Annotated in this window: 22 protein-coding genes; 7 read left to right on the top strand and 15 right to left on the bottom strand. The window is 71.6% G+C overall.

From position 1 onward, the window contains the following. Positions 1-2: 2 nt before the first annotated feature. From KLP28_15685 to KLP28_15675, 3 genes are read right to left on the bottom strand one after another with little or no spacing between them, the layout of a single operon-like run. A complete protein-coding gene (locus KLP28_15685) occupies positions 3-1286 on the bottom strand; it encodes a glucose-1-phosphate adenylyltransferase (GenBank protein QWC84965.1) in 1284 nt (427 codons plus the stop codon). 25 nt (positions 1287-1311) lie between these two features. Then, a complete protein-coding gene (locus KLP28_15680; GenBank protein ID QWC84964.1) occupies positions 1312-2085 on the bottom strand; it encodes an MOSC domain-containing protein in 774 nt (257 codons plus the stop codon). A gap of 16 nt (positions 2086-2101) precedes the next feature. Then, a complete protein-coding gene (locus KLP28_15675; protein ID QWC84963.1) occupies positions 2102-3556 on the bottom strand; it encodes a glycine hydroxymethyltransferase in 1455 nt (484 codons plus the stop codon). A gap of 368 nt (positions 3557-3924) precedes the next feature. On the opposite strand from KLP28_15675, the gene KLP28_15670 reads away from it, so the two are divergent. From KLP28_15670 to KLP28_15655, 4 genes are read left to right on the top strand one after another with little or no spacing between them, the layout of a single operon-like run. Further along, positions 3925-5655, top strand: coding sequence for a nitrite/sulfite reductase (locus tag KLP28_15670; protein ID QWC87026.1), 1731 nt, complete (start codon positions 3925-3927; stop codon positions 5653-5655). Beyond that, entirely contained in the window at positions 5652-5843 is a 192-nt protein-coding gene (locus KLP28_15665; protein QWC84962.1) for a hypothetical protein, read from the top strand. Before KLP28_15670 ends, KLP28_15665 begins: the two co-directional genes overlap by 4 nt. Then, positions 5840-6586: a phosphoadenylyl-sulfate reductase gene (locus tag KLP28_15660; protein QWC84961.1), complete on the top strand. Its 747-nt coding sequence runs from the start codon at positions 5840-5842 to the stop codon at positions 6584-6586. Before KLP28_15665 ends, KLP28_15660 begins: the two co-directional genes overlap by 4 nt. A gap of 7 nt (positions 6587-6593) precedes the next feature. Continuing rightward, positions 6594-7340: a sirohydrochlorin chelatase gene (locus KLP28_15655; protein QWC84960.1), complete on the top strand. Its 747-nt coding sequence runs from the start codon at positions 6594-6596 to the stop codon at positions 7338-7340. A 24-nt stretch (positions 7341-7364) separates the two neighbouring features. Here KLP28_15655 and KLP28_15650 read toward each other — a convergent pair whose 3' ends face one another. From KLP28_15650 to KLP28_15630, 5 genes are all read right to left on the bottom strand, one after another. Then, positions 7365-7586: a hypothetical protein gene (locus KLP28_15650; protein QWC84959.1), complete on the bottom strand. Its 222-nt coding sequence runs from the start codon at positions 7584-7586 to the stop codon at positions 7365-7367. An 85-nt stretch (positions 7587-7671) separates the two neighbouring features. After that, complete coding sequence (locus KLP28_15645) at positions 7672-8070, bottom strand: DUF3037 domain-containing protein (protein ID QWC84958.1); 399 nt, start codon at positions 8068-8070, stop codon at positions 7672-7674. Next, positions 8067-8843 carry a hypothetical protein gene (locus tag KLP28_15640; protein ID QWC84957.1) on the bottom strand — a complete coding sequence of 259 codons (777 nt, stop codon included), beginning with the start codon at positions 8841-8843 and terminating at the stop codon, positions 8067-8069. The genes KLP28_15645 and KLP28_15640 overlap by 4 nt, the downstream gene beginning before the upstream one ends. 9 nt (positions 8844-8852) lie before the next feature. Then, positions 8853-9713 (bottom strand): polyphosphate kinase 2 family protein, encoded by an 861-nt coding sequence (locus tag KLP28_15635; protein ID QWC84956.1) that lies wholly within the window; start codon positions 9711-9713, stop codon positions 8853-8855. Beyond that, positions 9710-10996, bottom strand: a complete 1287-nt coding sequence (locus KLP28_15630) for an amidohydrolase family protein (GenBank protein QWC84955.1) — start codon at positions 10994-10996, stop codon at positions 9710-9712. Before KLP28_15630 ends, KLP28_15635 begins: the two co-directional genes overlap by 4 nt. 22 nt (positions 10997-11018) lie before the next feature. On the opposite strand from KLP28_15630, the gene KLP28_15625 reads away from it, so the two are divergent. Further along, positions 11019-12143, top strand: coding sequence for an ATP-dependent DNA ligase (locus tag KLP28_15625; GenBank protein QWC84954.1), 1125 nt, complete (start codon positions 11019-11021; stop codon positions 12141-12143). An 86-nt stretch (positions 12144-12229) separates the two neighbouring features. Further along, positions 12230-13168, top strand: coding sequence for an NADP-dependent oxidoreductase (locus KLP28_15620; protein QWC84953.1), 939 nt, complete (start codon positions 12230-12232; stop codon positions 13166-13168). Here the strand turns inward: KLP28_15620 and KLP28_15615 are convergent. The 5 genes from KLP28_15615 to KLP28_15595 form a co-directional block, all read right to left on the bottom strand. Beyond that, complete coding sequence (locus KLP28_15615) at positions 13161-13643, bottom strand: SRPBCC family protein (GenBank protein ID QWC84952.1); 483 nt, start codon at positions 13641-13643, stop codon at positions 13161-13163. The genes KLP28_15620 and KLP28_15615 overlap by 8 nt on opposite strands. 74 nt (positions 13644-13717) lie before the next feature. Then, positions 13718-14794, bottom strand: a complete 1077-nt coding sequence (locus tag KLP28_15610; protein ID QWC84951.1) for a DNA polymerase domain-containing protein — start codon at positions 14792-14794, stop codon at positions 13718-13720. A gap of 9 nt (positions 14795-14803) precedes the next feature. Continuing rightward, positions 14804-15217, bottom strand: a complete 414-nt coding sequence (locus tag KLP28_15605) for a hypothetical protein (protein QWC84950.1) — start codon at positions 15215-15217, stop codon at positions 14804-14806. Beyond that, positions 15217-16425 carry an acyl-CoA desaturase gene (locus KLP28_15600; GenBank protein ID QWC84949.1) on the bottom strand — a complete coding sequence of 403 codons (1209 nt, stop codon included), beginning with the start codon at positions 16423-16425 and terminating at the stop codon, positions 15217-15219. Before KLP28_15600 ends, KLP28_15605 begins: the two co-directional genes overlap by 1 nt. 90 nt (positions 16426-16515) lie before the next feature. After that, positions 16516-17589: a ferredoxin reductase gene (locus KLP28_15595; GenBank protein QWC84948.1), complete on the bottom strand. Its 1074-nt coding sequence runs from the start codon at positions 17587-17589 to the stop codon at positions 16516-16518. 119 nt (positions 17590-17708) lie between these two features. Here KLP28_15595 and msrB point away from each other — a divergent pair, with 119 nt between their 5' ends. Next, positions 17709-18134 (top strand): peptide-methionine (R)-S-oxide reductase MsrB, encoded by a 426-nt coding sequence (gene msrB / locus KLP28_15590; GenBank protein ID QWC84947.1) that lies wholly within the window; start codon positions 17709-17711, stop codon positions 18132-18134. Positions 18135-18159: 25 nt separating this feature from the next. On the opposite strand, the gene KLP28_15585 is transcribed toward msrB, so the two are convergent. After that, on the bottom strand, positions 18160-18924 hold the full coding sequence (locus tag KLP28_15585) for a chlorite dismutase family protein (protein ID QWC84946.1): 765 nt from the start codon (positions 18922-18924) through the stop codon (positions 18160-18162). Then, positions 18921-20351: a protoporphyrinogen oxidase gene (hemG, locus tag KLP28_15580; protein QWC84945.1), complete on the bottom strand. Its 1431-nt coding sequence runs from the start codon at positions 20349-20351 to the stop codon at positions 18921-18923. The genes KLP28_15585 and hemG overlap by 4 nt, the downstream gene beginning before the upstream one ends. Positions 20352-20354 lie beyond the last annotated feature (3 nt).

Here is a 20354-nt window from a genome sequence, read left to right as displayed (position 1 = left end):
CCCTAGAAGTCCTCGTCGTCCTCGACCGCGTCGAGCTCGGCGTCCGTGGGGACGTGCTGCCCTTTCGCGATCACCGTCAGGCCGTCGTCGACGGCGAAGCCGCGACGGCGGTCCGCGTCCTGCGAGAGGCCGATGGAGACGCCCGCGGGCACGGCCACGGACTTGTCGATGATCGCGCTGCGCACGACTGCGCCGGCGCCGACGCGTACGCCGGGCAGCAGCACGGCGTCGGTGACCTCGGCGCCGGACTCGACGACCACCCCCGTCGAGAGCACCGAGTGGTGCACCGTGGCGCCGGCGACCACGCAGCCCGGCGCGAGGAGCGAGGCGGAGACGCGCGACTCCGTGCCGTCCTCGCCGGTGGTCACCTTGGCGGGCGGCAACGGTCCGTACCTCGTGTGCAGCGGCCAGTCCCGGTTGTGGAGGTTCAGCACCGAGTCCGGCCCGACCAGGTCCATGTGCGACTCGTAGTAGGAGCGCAGTGTGGACATGTCGGCCCAGTAGCCCGCGTCCCGGTCGGTGGCTCCGGGCACGTCGTTGTCCGAGAAGGAGTACCAGCCGGCCCGTCCCTCCGCGACCAGGCGTGGCAGCACGTCGGCACCCATCTCGTGGGAGGAGTCGTGGTCCTCGGCGTCACGGCAGACGGCCTCGCGCAGCACGTCGGCGTCGAAGACGTAGTTGCCCATCGAGGCGAGCACCTGGTGGCGGGCGTCGGGGAGGCCGGTCACCCGGCTGGGCTTCTCGGTGAACTCCGCGATCACGCCGTCCTCACCGGGCGTGATGACGCCGAGCCGGCCCACGTTGCCCACCGGCTGCCTGATGGCGGCGACCGTGCACGGCAGCCCCGAGGAGACGTGGTGCTCGACCATGGCGGCGAAGTCCATCCGGTAGACGTGGTCGGCACCGACCACCAGCACCAGGTCGGGACGCTCGTCGTCCAGCAGGTTCAGGCTCTGGAAGATCGCGTCGGCCGACCCGGCGAACCACCGCTTGCCCGTGCGCTGCTGCGCGGGCACCGGAGTCACGTGGTTGCCGAGCATCGTCGACATGCGCCAGGTCGTCGTGATGTGGCGGTCGAGGCTGTGCGACTTGTACTGCGTCAGCACGACGACCTTCAGGAAGCCCGAGTTGACGACGTTGGAGAGCGCGAAGTCGATCAGTCGGTACATCCCGCCGAACGGCACCGCCGCCTTGGCCCGCTCCATCGTCAGGGGCATCATGCGCTTGCCCTCACCGCCCGCCAGGACGATGGCGAGCACGTTGCGGCGCGTCCCGGGAGAGCTCATGGACCGAACATAGCGATCCGAGCGGTCATCGGCTCCTGACCGGATCGCCGAGGGCCACCCGTCCAGCCCGGCTCACCCGCGCCTGCACCCCGAACCACGGCTCCTCCCCCGGTCCGAGGTCCTGGGCGGCGGCGAGCGCACGGAGCAGCCGTACGTCGCGTACGCCGGTCGCCGGGTCGAGGTCGATCACCGCGCAGCGCGGCACCGTGCCCCGGACCTCGAGGACCGCCGACCCCACCTCGAGCGAGCGGCCGACCCACGCCTGCTCGGGTGGGACGCGCTCGGCGTCGGTGCGCACCACCAGCGTGGAGCGGAACCGCTCGGCCGCCGCGTCCATGCCACCGAGTGCGCGGAGCGCGGGCAGACGCGCCAACGAGGCGGTGGTCAGGACCGTCACCGCCTCGCCGTAGACCACGCCGCCGGCGGGCGCGCGGACGAGGAGGACCTCGTACCCGAGATGGCGCGAGCAGGCCGCGCTCCAGGGCCCGGGCACCACCTCGACCGTGGTGGGCCGACCCCAGTAGTCGACCTCGAGGGTCTCCCCGCCGCGCCCCGGGTCGCCGGGGGTGCCGTCGTGGCTGCCGGGCGGGCCTGCGAGCCTCAGCATCCCCTGCTCCCAGCGCCACGTGAGCGCCATCAGCGAGGGGTTCTCCACGGTGCGGAGCACACGACGGCGGGCGGGATCGACGAGGCAGAAGACGCGGTCGCCCACTGGGCCGGTCGCCGACAGCTCGACCGAGGCAGGGGTGGCGTGTCTGCCTCCCTTGACGGGGGTGAGCCCGATGCGTACGACCTCCACGGGGGCGCCGACCCGGTCAGGCCAGGTCGAGACCGGGGTAGAGCGGGTGGGCGTCGAGCATCTCCTCGATCGCGCCGTGGCTGCGGTCGGAGACCCCGTCGCCCAGCACGTACGACGCCTTGGAGGTCCGGCCGTCCTTGGTGGTGCCCGCGGTGGTGCCGGACAGCACGTCGACGACGAGGTCGGCGACGCGGTCGAACTCGTCGTGGCCGAAGCCCCGCGTGGTCAGCGCCGGGGTGCCGAACCGGATGCCAGAGGTGTACCAGGCGCCGTTGGGATCGTTCGGCACGGAGTTGCGGTTGGTCACGACGCCCGCCTCGAGCAGCGCCTGCTCAGCCTGCCGACCGGTGAGCCCGAAGGAGGTCACGTCGAGCAGCACGAGGTGGTTGTCGGTGCCGCCGGTGACCAGGTTCGCCCCGCGCGAGGAGAGGCCCTCGGCGAGCGACTGGGCGTTGTCGGCGACCGCCTGGGCATAGGTGCGGAACTCCGGCGTCTTCGCCTCGGCGAAGGCCACGGCCTTGGCCGCCATCACGTGCGACAGCGGGCCGCCCAGCACCATGGGGCAGCCGCGGTCGACCGAGGGGGCGTACTCCTCGGTGGCGAGCACGATGCCCCCGCGAGGACCGCGCAGCGACTTGTGGGTCGTGGAGGTGACGACGTGGGCGTGCGGCACCGGGTCCTCGTCGCCGGTGAAGACCTTGCCGGCCACCAGGCCCGCGAAGTGGGCCATGTCGACCATGAGGGTCGCGCCGACCTCGTCGGCGATCTCGCGCATCTTCGCGAAGTCCACCCGGCGGGGGTAGGCGGAGTAGCCCGCGACCAGCACGAGCGGCTTGAACTCCCGCGCCTTCGCGGCCACCTGGTCGTAGTCGAGCAGGCCCGTCTCGGGGTCGGTGCCGTACTGCTGCTGGTGGAACATCTTGCCGGAGATGTTCGGCCGGAAGCCGTGGGTGAGGTGACCGCCGGCGTCGAGGCTCATGCCGAGCAGCCGCTGGTTGCCCATCTGGGCGCGCAGCTTCTCCCAGTCCTCGTCGGTCAGCTCGTTGACGTTGCGCATCCCCCGGCCCGCGAGCTCGGGCTGCTCGATGCGGTGGGCCAGGATCGACCAGAAGGCCACCAGGTTCGCGTCGATGCCGGAGTGCGGCTGCACGTAGGCGTGCTCCGCGCCGAACAGCTCCCGCGCGTGGTCGGCGGCGATCTGCTCGACGGTGTCGACGTTCTGGCACGCGGCGTAGAAGCGGTGCCCGACGGTGCCCTCGGCGTACTTGTCGGAGAACCAGGTGCCCATGGTCAGCAGCACGGCCGGCGAGGCGTAGTTCTCGCTCGCGATGAGCTTCAGCGAGGCCCGTTGGTCGGCGAGCTCCTGGCGCGTCGCCTCGGCGATGCGGGGCTCGACGGAGCTGATCACCTCGAGCGCGTGGCGGTACGCGGCGCTGGCGGAGTCGTTGCGGTCGGCGCTGGTCGCGGTCATGCTCGAATCGTACGGCGCCCCGCTGCTGTCGCCCGCTGGTCCAGGCGGCGAATGGCTCACACGGGACGCCCCTGCGGCGCAGTCACTGGGCCTCGTCTCGACACGTGAGATGTCATCCCGCATAGCAGGATGTCGGCTTGGTTGAGTGCGGCCGCGCGGAGCAGACTGTCCGCATGCACCGTGACGCGACCACCCATCTCGTGACGCGTCGTCACGTGGACCTGGGTCGCCTCCAGAGCATGATCTGTCGTCCTGCCTGACGCTGCCGCCCCCGACCACCGCGTGGTCGATCCATCGCACCTCCGGGTGCCGGGCGCCGTCGGCACCCCGGGCTGGCCCCGGCGGGTCGACGTGCGCCTGCACGACACCTGCCTGACAGAGGACTCATCGTGACCGAGACCCCCACCCGTCCGCGACCGTCGCGCGCCAAGGGCCAGGGCCAGTGGGCCCTGGGCCACCGCGAGCCGCTCAACGCGAACGAGCAGCAGAAGAAGGACGACGCCCCGCTCAACGTCGAGGCGCGCATCCGCCACGTCTACGCCAAGCGCGGCTTCGACTCCATCGACCCCGCGGACCTGCGCGGCCGCATGCGGTGGTTCGGCCTCTACACCCAGCGGGCCCCCGGCTTCGACGGCGGCAAGACCGCGACCGTCGACCCTGCGGAGCTCGACGACCGCTACTTCATGATGCGGGTGCGCTCCGACGGCAAGCTGCTGGGCGCGGATGCCGTCCGCGCGCTGGGCTCGGTGGGCGTCGACTTCGCCCGCGACACCGCCGACATCACCGACCGGCAGAACATCCAATACCACTGGATCCGCATCGAGGACGTGCCCGAGATCTGGGACCGGCTCGAGGCCGTCGGTCTGTCCACCATGGAGGCCTGCGGCGACTCGCCCCGCGCCGTGCTCGGCTCTCCCGTGGCCGGCATCGCCGCCGACGAGCTGCTCGATGCCACGCCCGCGGTCGAGGAGATCACGCGCCGCTACCTCGGCGACCCGGAGTACGCCAACCTCCCGCGCAAGTTCAAGAGCTCGCTGTCGGGCCATCCCTCGCAGGACGCCGCGCCGGAGATCAACGACGTGTCGTTCGTGGGCGTCGAGCACCCCGAGCACGGCCCGGGCTTCGACCTCTGGGTCGGCGGCGGTCTCTCGACCAACCCGATGCTCGCCAAGAAGCTCGGCGTGTGGGTGCCGCTCGAGGACGTCGCCGACGTCTGGGAGGGCGTCATCAAGATCTTCCGCGACTACGGCTACCGGCGCCTGCGCAACCGCGCGCGCCTGAAGTTCCTCGTCGCCGACTGGGGCGTGGAGAGGTTCCGGGAGATCCTCGAGACCGAGTACCTCGGTCGCGAGCTCGTCTCGAACCCCTCCCCCGCGTCGCCGTCCAGCCAGGTCACGGGCGACCACATCGGGGTGCACGCCCAGAAGGACGGCCGCAACTACATCGGTGCCACCGCCACGGTCGGGCGCATCGACGGACACACCCTCCTGGGGCTGGCCGACCTGCTCGACCGCCACGACGTCGCGGGCGTACGCCTCACGGCCTACCAGAAGCTGGTGCTCATCGGTGTGCCCGCGGAGGCCACGGACGCCGTCGTCGCGGAGCTGGAGTCGCTCGGACTCAGCGCGAAGCCCTCGGCCTTCCGCCGGGGCGCCATGGCCTGCACCGGTATCGAGTTCTGCAAGCTCGCGATCGTCGAGACGAAGAACCGTGCGATCCGGCTCATCGAGGAGCTCGAGAAGCGGTTCCCCGACCTCGACAGCCCCATCACCGTCAACATGAACGGCTGCCCGAACTCCTGCGCCCGGATCCAGGTGGCCGACATCGGACTGAAGGGCCAGCTCGTCCCCGACGCGGACGGCAACCAGGTCGAGGGCTTCCAGGTGCACCTGGGCGGCGCCCTCGGCGCCGAGGCCGGCTGGGGACGCAAGCTCCGCGCACACAAGGTCACCAGTGCGGGCCTCGACGACTACGTCTCGGCGCTGGTCACGGCCTACCTCGCGGAGCGCACCGAGGGCGAGAGCTTCGCCGCCTGGGTCGCCCGCGCCGAGGAGCCGACGCTGCGAGCCGAGACGGCGCTCGAGGGGGCCGACGCATGAGCGGGCGCGCCGTCCCCTTCCACTGCCCGTTCTGCGGCGACGAGGACCTGCGGCCCCACCTGCCCGCCGACGGCAGCGAGGGCCACGGCCAGTGGGAATGCCACAGCTGTCAGCGCGCGTTCAAGCTCAGCTTCATCGGGCTGCTCTCCCGGGCGGCCGACACGACCGGCACCGGAGGTGCGTCATGACCACCGCGAGCTCACGCGCCGCCTACGCCTACCGGGGCAGCCACACCGAGGGGCGCTCCCGCGACGAGCTGCGCGAGATCGTGCGGCACGTCGGCATGGAGCTGGAGCTGGCGCCGGCCGAGGACATCATCGAGTGGGCGGCTGCGACCTTCGGTCCGCGCTTCGCGGTGACCTCGTCGATGTCCGACGGCGTGCTCGCCCACGTCGCCTCGCGCGTCGTGCCCGGCATCGACGTGGTCTTCCTCGACACCGGCTACCACTTCGCCGAGACGATCGGCACGCGCGACGCCGTGGCGGCCACGATGCCGGTCAACGTCGTCTCGGCGCGTCCCGAGCTCACCGTCGCCGAGCAGGATGCCGCGTACGGCAAGGACCTCTTCGCCCGCGACCCCGACGCCTGCTGCCGCATGCGCAAGGTCGAGCCGCTCTCCCGGATGCTGGCGGGCTACGACGCCTGGGCCACCGGACTGCGTCGCGCGGAGACGCGCGACCGCGTGATCGCCCCCGTCATCGGCTGGGACGAGTCCAAGGGCAAGGTCAAGGTCTCACCGCTCGCGCGCTGGACGGACGAGGACGTCGAGGCGTACGCCACCGAGCACGGCGTGCTGGTGAACCCGTTGACCTACGACGGCTACCCCTCGATCGGCTGCGAGCCCTGCACCCGTCGGGTCGAGCCGGGCGAGGACGCCCGCGCGGGTCGCTGGTCGGGCACCGGCAAGGTCGAGTGCGGGATCCACCTGTGAGGTCGCGATGAGCGCTCCAGCGCTCGTGCTGCTCGGGTACGGCTCGCGCGACGCCCGCGCCACCGGTGTCGTCGATGCGTACGCGGCGCGCCTCCGCGCGAGACGTCCCGACCTGCCGGTGTCGGCGGCGTACCTCGCACACTCCTCGCCGACGCTCGACGTCGTCGTCGCCGGTCTCGCGGCAGCCGGTCACGACGAGGTCGTCGTCGTCCCGCTGCTGCTGACCGGCGGACGCCATGCGTCTCGCGACGTGCCCGCCGCCGTGGACGCCGCGCGGTCGGCCGCACCGGGCATCCGCGTGACGACGGCACCCCGCCTCGGGCTGCGCCCGACGTGGCTCTCGGTGCTCGACGAGCGGGTCCGGGACAGTCTGCGGGTCGCCCGCGTCGCCGAGCTGGACGCGCTCGTGCTCGCCTGCGCCGGGTCGGCGGACCACCGGGTGACCGCGGCCGTCGCGCGGCTGGGCCGCCTGTGGTCCCAGCAGCACCGGCTGCCGGTGCTCACCGCGTATGCCGCCGTGGCCCCGCCCTCGCCCGGCGAGGCGGTCCGTCAGCTGCGCGCCGAGGGCCGCCGGGCGGTGGCCGTCGGCTCGTTCTTCCTGGCGCCGGGTGTCATGAGCGACCGTTCGGCCGAGCTCTCGCTCGAGGCGGGAGCCGTCGCGGTCTCGGCGCCGCTCGGCGTGCACGAGGCATTGGTCGAGCAGCTGCTGCACCGCTACCAGGTCGCCGCGCTCGGTGCGCTGACACTGGCCTGACGCGGCCCCGCCGGAGCGCCCGGCTCAGTCGTCGGAGCGTCCCCGCTCCTTGTCCTCGTCCTCGTTCATGCGCTGCATCGCTGAGGCGTTCTCCGCGTCCTGGCCGTACTCCACGTGTCCGTCGCCGCCCGGCTCGCTGCGGGCCTGGTCGGCCGGCGGTACACCGTCCGCGTTGACCTCGTTGGCGCCGGTCTCGCTCGGTGACAGCTTGGAGACCTCGCTGACCTGACCTTCGTCGTTGCTCATGGCTCCCTCGTACCCACCCGGTGGCGATCCGAGTGCGATCCGGGTGCGATTCGGCTGCGTCGTCCCTGTGACGTGCATCTGCCGGTCAGCGCAGCAGCGTTCCCGCCAGCCGGGCCAGCTCGCCCCCCGGGTCCTGCGCGAGACCTCCGTGCACCGGGCCCGGCTGCACGACGGTCGAGCGGGGTGCCTTGAGGAACCCGAACCGCACTCCGGCGGGCTGTTCCGCCACCAGACCCACGGAGCGGTCCCCGCGGCACACGGCGTCGACACGGTCCAGCGCGTCCCGCACCGCGCCCGGGTCGAGAGCGGGCCAGAGGGCGGCGAGTCGGGCCTCGTCGACGTGGGTGGCGCACTGCAGCAGCGGAACCCCCTGCGCGTAGAGGACGACCCCGACGTTGACGAACTCCTCGCGGTCCACCCGGGGCACGCAGCGCAGCACGACGTACTGGTAGGCGTGCTGCGTCGAGGGGTCCGGGCCGTTCACGCCGCGCCCCCGGGCAGCCAGGGGCGTACGCCGTCGACGCCGGCGATGCGCGCGGCGAGGAAGTCGACGTATGCCGCCCGCAACGCCTCCGCGTCCTCGGCGCCGGGCACCGGCTGGAGCCACGCGTGGGGCACCTCCGCGACGACCTCGGTGAGCAGGGCGCGCGTCACCTGCGGGGCGAGGGCCGCGTCGGCCTCGCGGACGCCGGGCAGCCAGTCACGCAGCACGTGGTCCTCCACGCTCCACGGCTGCGCCGCGAAACGCGAGGGTCGGGTCAGCCCTCCCGCCCAGGCGTGGTGGAAGTACAACGAGGCGCCGTGGTCGATGAGCCACACGTCACCGTGCCAGAGCAGCAGGTTGGGGTTGCGCCAGGAGCGGTCGACGTTGGCCAGGAAGGCGTCGAGCCAGATCACGCGTGCGGCGAGAACGGGGTCCGGGTCGCAGCCGGCGTCGAACCCGAACGCGCCCGGCAGGAAGTCGACGCCGAGGTTGGGGCCGAGCGAGGCGGTGAGGAGGTCCTGCACCTCCTCGTCGGCCTCGTAGCGGGCGATGTCGCGGTGCAGGTCGAGCACCACGAGACGGGGCGTGTCGAAGCCGAGGCGGCGAGCGATGCCCGCCGCGATGACCTCGGCGACCAGCACCTTCGGGCCCTGGCCGGCCCCGGTGAACTTGCAGACGTAGGTGCCGAGGTCGTCGGCCTCGACGAGGCCGGGCAGCGAGCCCCCCTCGCGCAGCGGGGTCACGTACCGGGTGACGCGGACGGTGGGCAGCACCCCGGGATCCTACGAGGCGCGGAGCCGCGCCAGCTCGGCCTCGACGTCGATGTCGGGCTCGGGCCAGTCGAGGCCGAGGCCCTCGAGGGTCTCCAAAAGCAGAGAGGTCACGGCCAGCTTGCGGTACCACTTGCGGTGCGCCGGCACGACGTGCCACGGCGCCCGATCGCTGCGGCACCGCGCGAGGACCGTCTCGTACGCCGCCGTGTAGTCCTCCCAGAAGGCACGCTCGTCCACGTCTGACGGGTCGTACTTCCATCGCTTGCCCGGGTCGGTGAGACGCTCCTCCAGGCGCTCGGCCTGCCGCTCCTTCGACACGTGCAGCATCACCTTCAGCACGACGACACCGGCCTCGGTCAGCTCGGCCTCGAACTCGTCGATGGCGCCGTACCGCCTCTCGATCTCCTCCGGCGGTGCGAGGCCGCGCACCGCGGCGATGAGCACGTCCTCGTAGTGCGAACGGTCGAAGACACCGACCTGTCCCACGCCCGGCAGCTCGCGGCGCACCCGCCACAGGAAGTCGTGCGCGAGCTCCTCGGACGTGGGCCGACCGAACGCCGCCACGTGCAGCCCCATCGGTGCCACGGCGCCGGTCGCCGCAGTCAGCGCCCCGCCCTTGCCGCTGGTGTCCATGCCCTGCAGCACCAGCAGCACGCGAGGTGGCTCCGACCCGGCGACGCCGTGGGCCCACATGCGCTCCTGCAGCTCACCCACGCGACGGGTACGTACGGCGAGCGCTGCCGCACCCGCGTCGCGGCCTTCGCTCCATGCCGGGGTGGCCCGGGTGTCGATCGCGGCGAGGTCGACGCGGCCCTCGGGCAGCCGCAGGGCGTCGGTGAAGGGCGTCGCGGGCTCGGGGCTCGCGCTCACCGAGGACTCACCCAGCCTGCGTGCGCGACCCCGTACGGCGAGGTGGTCGTGCCCACGCCGTCGGCGTACGCGTACGCCTGCCTACCCCGGACGAAGACGCGCTCGACGCGGCTCATGACGTCCAGCGGGTCCCCGCTCCAGATGACGACGTCGCCGTCGAGGCCCGCCCTCAGCGCGCCGACGCGGTCCTCGACGCCGCTGATGCGCGCGGGGTTGACGGTGATCGCACGGAGCGCGGCGTCGCGGTCCATGCCCGCCTTCACGGCAAAGGTGGCCTGGTGCACCAGGAAGTCGATCGGCACGACCGGGGCATCGGTGGTGATGGCCACCTCGACGCCGGCCGCTGCGAGCAGGCCGGGCGTGCCCATCTGGCGCTGCCGCAGCTCGGCCTTGGAGCGCGTCACGATCATCGGCCCGACGACGCACGGGATGCTGCGCTCGGCGAGGTAGTCGGCGAGCAGGAAGCCCTCAGTGGCGTGGTGCACGACCAACCGGTAGCCGAACTCCTCGGCCAGGCGTACAGCGGTGGCGATGTCGTCCGCGCGGTGGCAGTGCTGGTTCCAGGGGATCTCGCGCTCGAGCACCCGCACCAGCGTCTCCATCGTGAGATCACGCTCGAAGGGCGTGCCCTCGGCTGCACAGTGGTCCCGCTTGGCTCGGTAGTTCTGCGCCTTCACGAAGGCGCCGCGGATCACCGCGGCCACCCCCTGGCGCGTCGACGGCGTCTGCTTCTTCTCGCCGTAGATGCGCTTGGGGTTCTCCCCCAGCGCGCTCTTGACCGCCACGGGCGACCGCATCACCATCTCGTCGACGACGCGGCCCCAGCTCTTCAGCGCCACCGCCTGCCCGCCGATCGGGTTGCCGCTGCCGGGCTTGACCACCAGCGAGGTGACGCCCCCGGCGAGGGCGTCGCGGAAGCCCTCGTTCGCCGGGTCGATGGCGTCGATGGCACGGAACCTGGCGCCGACGGGATCGGTCATCTCGTTCGTGTCCTCGCCCGACCACCCCTCGCCCTCCTCGTGGATGCCGACGTGGGCGTGGGCGTCCATGAAGCCCGGCAGCACCCACCGGCCGGCGGCATCCACCGTCTCGACCCCGTCGGGCACCACGACGTCGGCCGTACGCCCGACCGCCGTGATGACGCCGTCCTGCACGAGCACCGTGCCGTCGTCGATCGGGGCGCCGTCCACGGGCACCACGTGCCCGCCGACGACGGCGACGCTGCCTCGGGTGGCGGCAGGGACGTCCGCGGGAGAGTCGGTTGCGTTCTGCAAGGTCGTCATGGAGCCACCGTAGGGTGCGGTCGTGGACCTGCCTGTGATGCCTCCCGTGCGGCCGATGCTCGCGAAGTCGGTGGCCAAGACGCCCGCGAAGCTCGTGGGCTCGACGGCCGGGGCGGCGGGGGTCAGCTTCGAGCCCAAGTGGGACGGCTTCCGCTGCCTGGTGTTCCGCGACGGCGACGAGGTCGAGCTGACCAGTCGCAACACCAAGCCGATGACGCGCTACTTCCCCGAGGTGGTGGCCGCGGTGGCGCGTCAGCTGCCCGACCGCTGCGTGCTCGACGGCGAGATCTTCACCGTCGACCCCCAGGCCGGGGACAGGCTCGACTTCGAGACCCTCCAGCAGCGGATCCACCCCGCCAGCTCGCGGGTCGACATGCTCGCCGCGACGACGCCGGCCTCCTTCGTCGCCTTCGACCTGCTCGCTCTCGGCGACGAGGACCTGACGGGCGAGCCCTTCGCCGTACGCCGGGCGCGCCTCGAGGCCGCGCTGTCCCACCTCGACGCGACCGGACCCTGTCACCTCACGCGCACGACGACGGACCCCGAGACCGCTGCCCGATGGTTCCACCAGTTCGAGGGCGCCGGTCTGGACGGCATCATCGCCAAGCCCCTCGACGCCGTGTACGAGCAGAACGCACGCACGATGCTGAAGCTCAAGCACGCACGCACCGCCGACGTCGTGCTCGCGGGATACCGGCTGCACAAGAACTCCACCGACGCCGAGCCCCTGCTCGGCTCGATGCTGCTCGGCCTGTACGACGACCGGGGCCGGTTGCAACACATCGGTGTCGCCGCCTCCTTCACCGCCGCCCGCCGCGCCGAGCTGGCGCAGGAGCTGCGCGCCCTGGAGATCCCGGCGGCTGAGCACCCGTGGGCCGCCTGGGCGGACCCCGAGGCGCACGAGGGTGCGGACGGCGACAGGATGCCCGGCGGCCAGAGCCGGTGGTCCGCGGGGAAGGACCTCTCGTTCGTGCCCTTGCGCCCCGAGCGGGTGCTGGAGATCGGCTACGACCACATGGAGGGCTCGCGGCTGCGCCACACCGGCCAGTTCAAGCGGTGGCGACCCGACCGCGACCCCGAGTCCTGCTCGTACGCCCAGCTCGAGGAGGTCGTCTCCTACGACCTCGCCGAGGTCCTCGGCGCCTGACCACCCGCCAGAAGCCACTTCTCGCCAGGGGTCACTTCTCGCGAGGGGTCAGTTACCGCGGTCAACCATCCGGGTAGGCGACCTGCATGCGAGCCATCGGAGTGACCGAGTTCGGAGGACCTGACAAGCTCCAGGCCCTCGACCTGCCGACCCCCGAGCCCGGTGCGGGCGAGGTGCGGATCCGCGTGCACTACGCGACCGTCAACCCCACCGACACCAAGCTCATCGAGGGTGCGTACGGACCCGAGATGCAGGGTGACGTCGGACCGTGGGTGCCGGGGATGGACGTGGCGGGCATCGTCGACGAGGTCGGCGACGGCGTCGCGGACCTCGCTGTCGGCGACCGGGTCATGGCCATCGTGACGCCGACGGGGGCCCACGGTGCCTACAGCGAGCAGGTGGTGGTGCCGGCCATGTCCGCGGTACCGGTCCCGGCGGGGATGGACCTCGACGCCGCGTCGACGCTGCCCATGAACGGCCTGACGGCCCAGGTGTCCCTGGCCGACCTGGCGCTGGGTGAGGGGGACACGCTGGCGGTCACCGGTGCCGCGGGGTGCTACGGCGGCTACGTCGTGCAACTGGCGAAGACGAGAGGACTGCACGTCGTCGGCGACGCCAAGGACGACGACGTCGACCTCGTCCGTTCACTCGGAGCCGACGAGGTGCTGACCCGGGGGCCGGAGTTCGCAGGTCGCGTACGCGAGAACCACCCCGACGGCGTCGACGCGTTGGCCGACGGCGCGGTGCAGCACGGGGAGGTCGCCGATGCGGTGCGCGACGGCGGACGCATGGCGGTGATCCGTCCCTACGAGGGTGAGCCGGGCCGGGGGGTGTCGGTGCACACGACGTTCGTCTTCGACCACGCCACCCGCCACGACTGGCTCACCGAGATGGCCCACCTCGCCGCGCAGGGCGCCGTGACCCTGCGGGTCAACCGCGTGCTCCCCGCGGAGCGGGCGACCGAGGCGCAGCAGCTGCTGGCCGAAGGCGGTCACCGTGGACGGATGGTCCTGGACTTCACCTGAGCTCGCGCGGCACGTCGGGTGCGACGACCTCCAGCCGGCTCAGTGCTCGGCCGGCGTACCGGCTCCACTGGGGACGCAGCAGCGACTCCAGGGCGCCGGAGAGCCGGTTCGGAGGCGTGACCGCCCAGCTCCAGGCCACTCGGGAGCCGTGTCGGTGGGCCTCGAAGGTCCAACAGACCTCGATGTGTGAGGCGATGAGGCGGAGAGGCCCGCGCATCGAGGTCATCGTGTAGCCGATCCGGTCCGGTCGGTGCACGTCGAGGAGCGTCTCGTCGAACGAGCTGCCGTCGGAGGTCCGCAGCTGCCTCCGGCCACCTGGGTGACCCCAACCCGGAAGCGTGTCGTACGCGACCACGTGCGAGAAGACGAGGTACCTGCGGTCGAAGATGCGCAGCAGATCGCCGTGCAGCACCCCGTCGAACGCCGCCTCCGGGGAGATGGCCAGCGTCCTGGCGAACGTCAGACGATAGGACATGTCTCCATGAGAACCGACCGCGGACGATGTTGTCTCGCAGACGCCAAATCCGAGCGCAAGCGCTTGCCCGTTGATCAGTCCAGCCTGTTGCCGTCGGCGTCCCAATGGGCGTCGACCTTGCGACTGGGCTGCACCCGCGGCGGCTCGCCCGGCATCTTCGGGTGATCGGGTGGATAATTCATCTCCCGCGGGTCCTCAGCCCACAGCTCGAGCAGCGGCTCGAGCGAGCACGCGGCCTCGTCCATCGCGGCCCAGGCGTCGCCCCGGTCACGCAGCAACGCCGGCACCGTCCTGGCGGTGAACCGGGCCGGATCCTCGACCTCGGCCAACCCGTCCCAGGTGAGCGGCATCGAGACCGGCGCGCCCGGCAGCGGTCGCAGCGAGTACGCGGAGGCGATGGTGCGATCACGTGTCATCTGGTTGAAGTCGACGAAGACACGCTCACCCCGCTCCTCCTTCCACCAGGCGGTCGTGACGCCGGGGTCACGGCGTTCCAACGCGCGGCCGAAGGCGATCGCAGCGTGTCGGCACTCGGTGAAGGTCCACCGCGGCTCGATGCGTACGAACACGTGAACGCCGCGGTTGCCCGACGTCTTCGGCCAACCCGTCATGCCGAGGTCGGCGAGCAGGTCGCGCGCCACGCCGGCGACGCGGCGTGCGTCGGCGAAGTCCGTGCCCGGCTGGGGGTCGAGATCGATCCGCAGCTCGTCGGGATGGTCGACGCTGCCGCGCCGCGAGGGCCAGGGGTGGAAGGTGACCGTGCCCATCTGCGCCGCCCAGCACGGCACCGAGGCGTGGTCGGGGCACATCTCGTGCGCGGTGCGTCCTGAGGGGAAGGTGACCTCGCAGGTGTTTACGTACGCAGGGGCCCCTCGCGGCAAGCGCTTCTGGTAGAACGCGTCCGCCTTCTCCCCCGGTCGACCAGTCGCGAGGCGCATCCCCGGCTGGACCCCGGCGGGCCACCGCTCCATGGCGGTCGGACGGTCCCGGAGGGCGTTCAGCAAGCCCGGCGCGACGTCGGCGTAGTACTGCACGACGTCGAGCTTGGTGAGCGCCGGGCCCGCCGCCGTCTCCGGGAAGATGACTCGATCGGGGCTGGTGACGCGCACGGCGCGACCGTCGGCGTCGATCTCGACGGCGGGAGCAGGCACCCGACCAGGCTAGCGGTGGAGCACCGGCATCCGGCCGATGACCGCGTTCGGGCTGAGCCGGGGGCGGTTGTCGGCGTCCCCCTTGCCGGCGCGGTGGTGCTCGAACCCGCCGGTGGTGACGATCTCCCACTGGTGCACGGGCCCGTCCTGACCGAGCATCTCCCACGCGTCGCCATGGTCGGCGACCAGCTGCTCGGCGCACTCCAGGTGCATCGGGGGAAGCACGAAGACGTTGGACCGCACCGCCTCGCCGTCACCGAGGAACGCGATGGGGCGTCCGAGCGAGCCGGCGCAGACCCCGCAGATGCGGGAGAGCGCGCACTGCGTGACGCGAGCACGACGCAGCCGAGGGCTGCCGTCCGCCGTGAGCTCCACGGCGAACGGCAGACCCTCGTGCATGGGTCGCTGGGGAAGCGGCGCCATCAGGCCGTCTGCCTCCCGTTGTTGCTCCAGCCGCCGAGCTCCGAGCGCTTGCCGGGCAGCTCCTCGGGCTTCTTGCGACCCCGCGGCACCTCGGGCGACTCGGCGGGCGAGGCGTACACGCGGTCGGGCTTCGTGTACTTGTTCGGCAGCGACAGCTTCATGATGGTGCGGAGCGTCTGGCCGTACTGCTTGTGCAGCGGTCCCGTCGTGTAGGGGATGCCGTACTCGGCGAAGAGCGGCCGGACGCGCTCGGCGATCTCGGCGTAGCGGTTCGACGGCAGGTCGGGGAACAGGTGGTGCTCGATCTGGTAGCCGAGGTTGCCGCTCATGATGTGCAGCACCTCGCCACCCTCGAAGTTCGCCGAGCCGAGGGCCTGGCGCAGGTACCACTCCGCGCGGGTCTCCTCCTCGACCTCGTCCTCGGTGAAGTGCAGCGCCCCGTCGGGGAAGTGTCCGCAGAAGATGATCGCGTACGCCCACACGTTGCGCATCAGGTTGGCCGTGACGTTGGCCGTCATCGTGGACTTCCAGTTCGGACCCGAGAGCGCCGGGTACACGACGTAGTCCTTCACGAACTGACGGCGACCCTTCTTCCAGATCTGAAGAAGCTGCTTCTTCATGACCTCGGGGTCCTTCTCGAGCTTGCGGATCGCCTCGATGTCGAGGTCGTGCAGCGCGACGCCCCACTGGAACAGCAGGGCCAGGAGCGTGTTGTAGACCGGCTGGCCGAGGTTGAAGACGTTCCACTTCTGCTCGCGCGCCATCCGGAGGATGCCGTAGCCGATGTCGTTGTCGTAGCCGAGCACGTTGGTGAACTGGTGGTGCACGTAGTTGTGCGAGTGCTTCCACTGCTCGGCCGGCTGGGCGGTGTCCCACTCCCAGGTCGAGGAGTGGATCTCGGGGTCGTTCATCCAGTCCCACTGGCCGTGCATGACGTTGTGGCCGATCTCCATGTTCTCCAGGATCTTGGCCGTGCCGAGCATGGCGGTGCCGGCGACCCAGGCCGGCTTGAAGCCGGAGGCGAACAGCGTGATGCGGCCGGCGGTCGCGAGGCGCCGCTGGAAGGTGATCATCTTGTGGATGTACGCCGCGTCGTCGGCGTTGCGCGAGTTCTCGATGTCCTCGCGGATCTGGTCCATCTCGGCCCCGAAGGCCTCAACCTGCTCCTCAGTGAGGTGCGCGTACTCCTTGACGTCCGAGATGGCCACGGGCGCCTCCTTCTGTGGTGTGGATGTGCGGGACGGTGGTGGGTCCTGTTCCCCGGCGGGGTCGGATCACTCGTTCTGTGTACAGGTGTCTCAGATGTCGATCGTGCAGTCACCGGCTGCTGCAGTGACACAGGTCTGGATCTTCTCGTTGGGACCGGTGAACTCCTCACCGTTCCGCAGGTCGCGTACGCGGCCCTCCACGAGCGTCAGTGTGCAGGTGTGGCAGATGCCCATGCGGCAGCCGTACGGCATGCCGATGTTCTTCTCCTCGCCGGCTTCCAGGATGGTGGTGGCACCGTCGGCCTCGATCGTCTTCTGCGAGTTCTGGAAGGTCACCGTGCCGCCCTCGGCACCGTCGCCGCCCAGGTCGAGGCTGAACCGCTCGAGGTGCAGCCTGTCGCCGACCTCGTGCTCCTCCCAGTGCTCCTCGGCCGCGTCGAGCATGGGACCGGGACCGCAGGCCCAGGTCTCGCGCTCGAGGTAGTCAGGGCAGATGCCCTCGATGTCCTCCATGCCGAGCATGCCCATGTCGTCGGTGAACTGCTCGTGCAGCGTGAAGCCCGGGTGCTTGTCCTGCATCGCCTCGAGCTCCTCGCGGAAGATCATGCGGTCCTTCGTCGGCGAGGAGTAGATGACCATGACATCAGGCATCACTCGGCGACGGTCGAGGGTGCGCAGCATGGACATCACCGGGGTGACACCCGAGCCGGCGACCAGGAACAGCACCTTCTCCGGAGGCGGGCTCGGCAGCACGAAGTCGCCCTTGGGCGTGGCGAGCCGCACGATCGTGCCCGGCTCCACACCGTTGACGAGGTGGTCGGAGAGGAAGCCTTCGGGCATGGCGCGCACCGTGATCGTGATGGTGCCGCCGGAGCGTCGAGGAGCCGAGGACAGCGAGTACGAGCGCCAGTGGATCTTGCCGTCGACGTCGAGCCCGATGCCGACGTACTGGCCGGCCTCGTGGTCGTAGCGCCAGCCCCAGCCCGGGCGGATCACGACGGTCGCCGCGTCGTCGGTCTCGGGGACGACCTTCTCGATGCGGCCGCGGAGCTCGCGCGAGGACCACAGCGGGTTGATGAGGGTCAGGTAGTCGTCGGGTAGCAGCGGGGTGGTGAGCTGGCGGCCGAGACGGCGCACCTTCTCCCACGAGACGTTGGTCGACATGCGCGTGGCTGCTCCTTAGCGACTGGCTGTCCGTGACTTCAGTGAACATGCGTCCACAGAATGCGTCAAGCGTTTGCCTGACGTCCTGAGTGACTTCCGTCGCACAGTAGCGTCGAAACGTGCCCTATGACGTCCGGAAATCCGATTCGCAATGGAGGGCCGAGCTGACGGCCGAGGAGCACGCCGTGCTGCGGCAGGGCGGCACCGAGCGGCCGTTCGTCGGCGAGTACGTCGAGACGCGTACGCGCGGTGTCTACCGGTGCCGTGCGTGCGCGGCGGAGCTGTTCTCCTCGGCCGCGAAGTTCGACGCGCACTGCGGCTGGCCGTCGTTCTTCACCCCGCTCGCCGGGGACGCCGTGGAGCTGCGCGAGGACTCCTCGTTGGGCGGCGCGAGGACGCGTACGGAGGTGCTGTGCGCGACCTGCGGATCGCACCTCGGCCACGTCTTCGAGGGCGAGGGGTACGACACCCCGACCGACCAGCGGTGGTGCATCAACTCCATCTCGTTGACCCTCGAGCCCCACGAGGCGTTCGTGGAGGGTTGATCTGCTCTCCGAGGCCCCGCGGGCGTCAGGGCAGCTGCGCGAGCAGCGGACCGACCTCGATGCGTCGGCCCGTGTAGAAGGGGATCTCCTCGCGCACGTGTCGACGGGCGGAGGAGGCTCGCAGGTCGCGCATCAGGTCGACGATGCGGTGCAGCTCGTCGGCCTCGAAGGCCAGCATCCACTCGTAGTCGCCGAGCCCGAAGGACGCCACGGTGTTGGCCCGCACGTCCGGGTACGGCCGCGCCTGCATGCCGTGCTCCTTGAGCATCTCCCGGCGCTCGGCGTCGGGCAGCAGGTACCACTCGTAGGAGCGGACGAAGGGGTAGACGCAGACGTAGGCGCGCGGTTCCTCGTCGGCGAGGAAGGCGGGGATGTGCGACTTGTTGAACTCCGCCGGGCGGTGCAGCGCCATCTGTGACCACACCGGCTCCAGGCGCCGCCCGAAGGCGGTGCGACGCAGCGCGTGGTAGGCCTCCTGCAACGCGTCCGAGGAGCCGGAGTGCCACCAGACCATGACGTCGGCGTCCGCGCGCAGGCCGGCGACGTCGTAGACACCGCGCACGGTGACGTCCTCGGTCGCGAGCTTCTCGACCAGCTCGGTGACCTCGGCAGCCTCGGCCTCGCGCAGGTCGGGCGCGGCGTCGCCGTAGAGGTCGGCGAGGCGGAACACCGACCAGGTGGTGTAGCGGATGACCTCGTTGAGCTCCTTGGCCGCCTTGCCCTGTCCGGGCCGCTTGCCGCTCGGCCTCGCGGCGGTCTCGGACGAGGTCGGGGCGGGGGTCTCGCTCATGTCGCCCATTGTGCCGCGTCGGCAAGGAGAGCCTCGGCGGCCCTCGTGCCGGAGGCGATGCAGGCGGGCACCCCCACGCCGTCGTACGCCGCGCCGCACACGGCCAGTCCCGCCACGCCCGCGACCTGGTCGCGGACGGAGGCGACCAGGTCGAGGTGACCCGGCGCGTACTGCGGGAGGCCGCCGCCCCACCGGGTCACGCGGGCGTCGACGACAGCGGGCAGCGGTGCGCCCAGAGCTGCGGTGAGGTCGACGAGACAGCGGCGTACGAGCTGCTCGTCGTCGACCTGCAGGTGATGCTCCTCCCCCACCCTGCCCACCGAGACCCGGATCAGGGCGACCGGCCGGTCGGCGGTGGCCCCGGCCTCGTGCACCCAGGACCACTTGCGTCGGGAGAAGGTCGCGGCCTTGACGAGACGACCCTCCACCGGAGGAACGAGGAAACCCGAGCCCTCGAGCGGCACGTCCGCGCCGTCGCTGCCGGCCTCGAGCGCGAAGGTCACGACGGCACTGGAGGCGTACGCGATGCCGCCGAGGGCACCCGCGGCGGACGGCAGCAGGTGCGCGAGCAGGCGGCTCGACGGTGTCGCGGGCGTCGCCAGGACGACGGCGTCGACGTCGAGGTGCTCCGGCGCGGGCGCGGGGCCCGTGGTGAGGCGGAAGCCGCTGGGCGTCCGCGTCACCTCGCGCACGGTGACCCCGGTGCGCACGGTGGCGCCGCGTCGCTGCAGGTCCGCCGCGAGCGCGGCGGGGAGACGGCCGACGCCACCGCGGAGCCCGGCGAAGACCGGCACCTGGCTCGCGGGCGCCGCGAGGACCGAGGCAGCGGCCGCGGTGAGCGACGTCCCCTGGTCGGTCAGGGCGAGCACCTGAGGGGTGCAGGCGCGCAGCGAGAGACGTCGGGCCTCACCGGCGTACACGCCGCCGAGGAGGGGTTCGAGGAGCCGGTCGACCACCTCGTCGCCGAAGCGGGCGGCGACGAGCTCGCCGACGCCCACGTCCTCCCCCGCCGCGATCAGCCGCTCCACGTCGGTCTCCGGCAGGTCGGGTTCGGCGAGGGCACGGCGCAGTCCCTCGGCGGAGAGCAGCCCGGACTCCTCGAGCGAGGCCTGGTCGCCGGGCACACCCATGACCGACCGTGGCAGCGGGCGCCGGGCGCCGCGGCTCCACACGCGGGCGGCGTAGGTCGCCGGGTGCTCGAGGTCGTCGCCGAGCCCGACCTCACGGGCGAGGTCGACCGCCTCGGGTCGGCGGAAGAGCAAGGACTCGGCGCCCACGTCGACCTCGACGCCGCCGACCTCGGCGAGGCGGAGCTTGCCGCCGACCCGGTCGGCCGCATCGAGGACCACGACGTCCAGGTCCGGCCGTCCCAGCAGCAGCCGCCGAGCCGCGGACAGGCCCGCGATGCCGCCTCCGACCACCGCCACGAC

It is taken from the genome of Nocardioidaceae bacterium (genome assembly GCA_018672315.1).
Taxonomy (GTDB): Bacteria; Actinomycetota; Actinomycetes; order Propionibacteriales; family Nocardioidaceae; genus TYQ2.
This window is presented reverse-complemented; position numbering and strand designations above follow the sequence as displayed.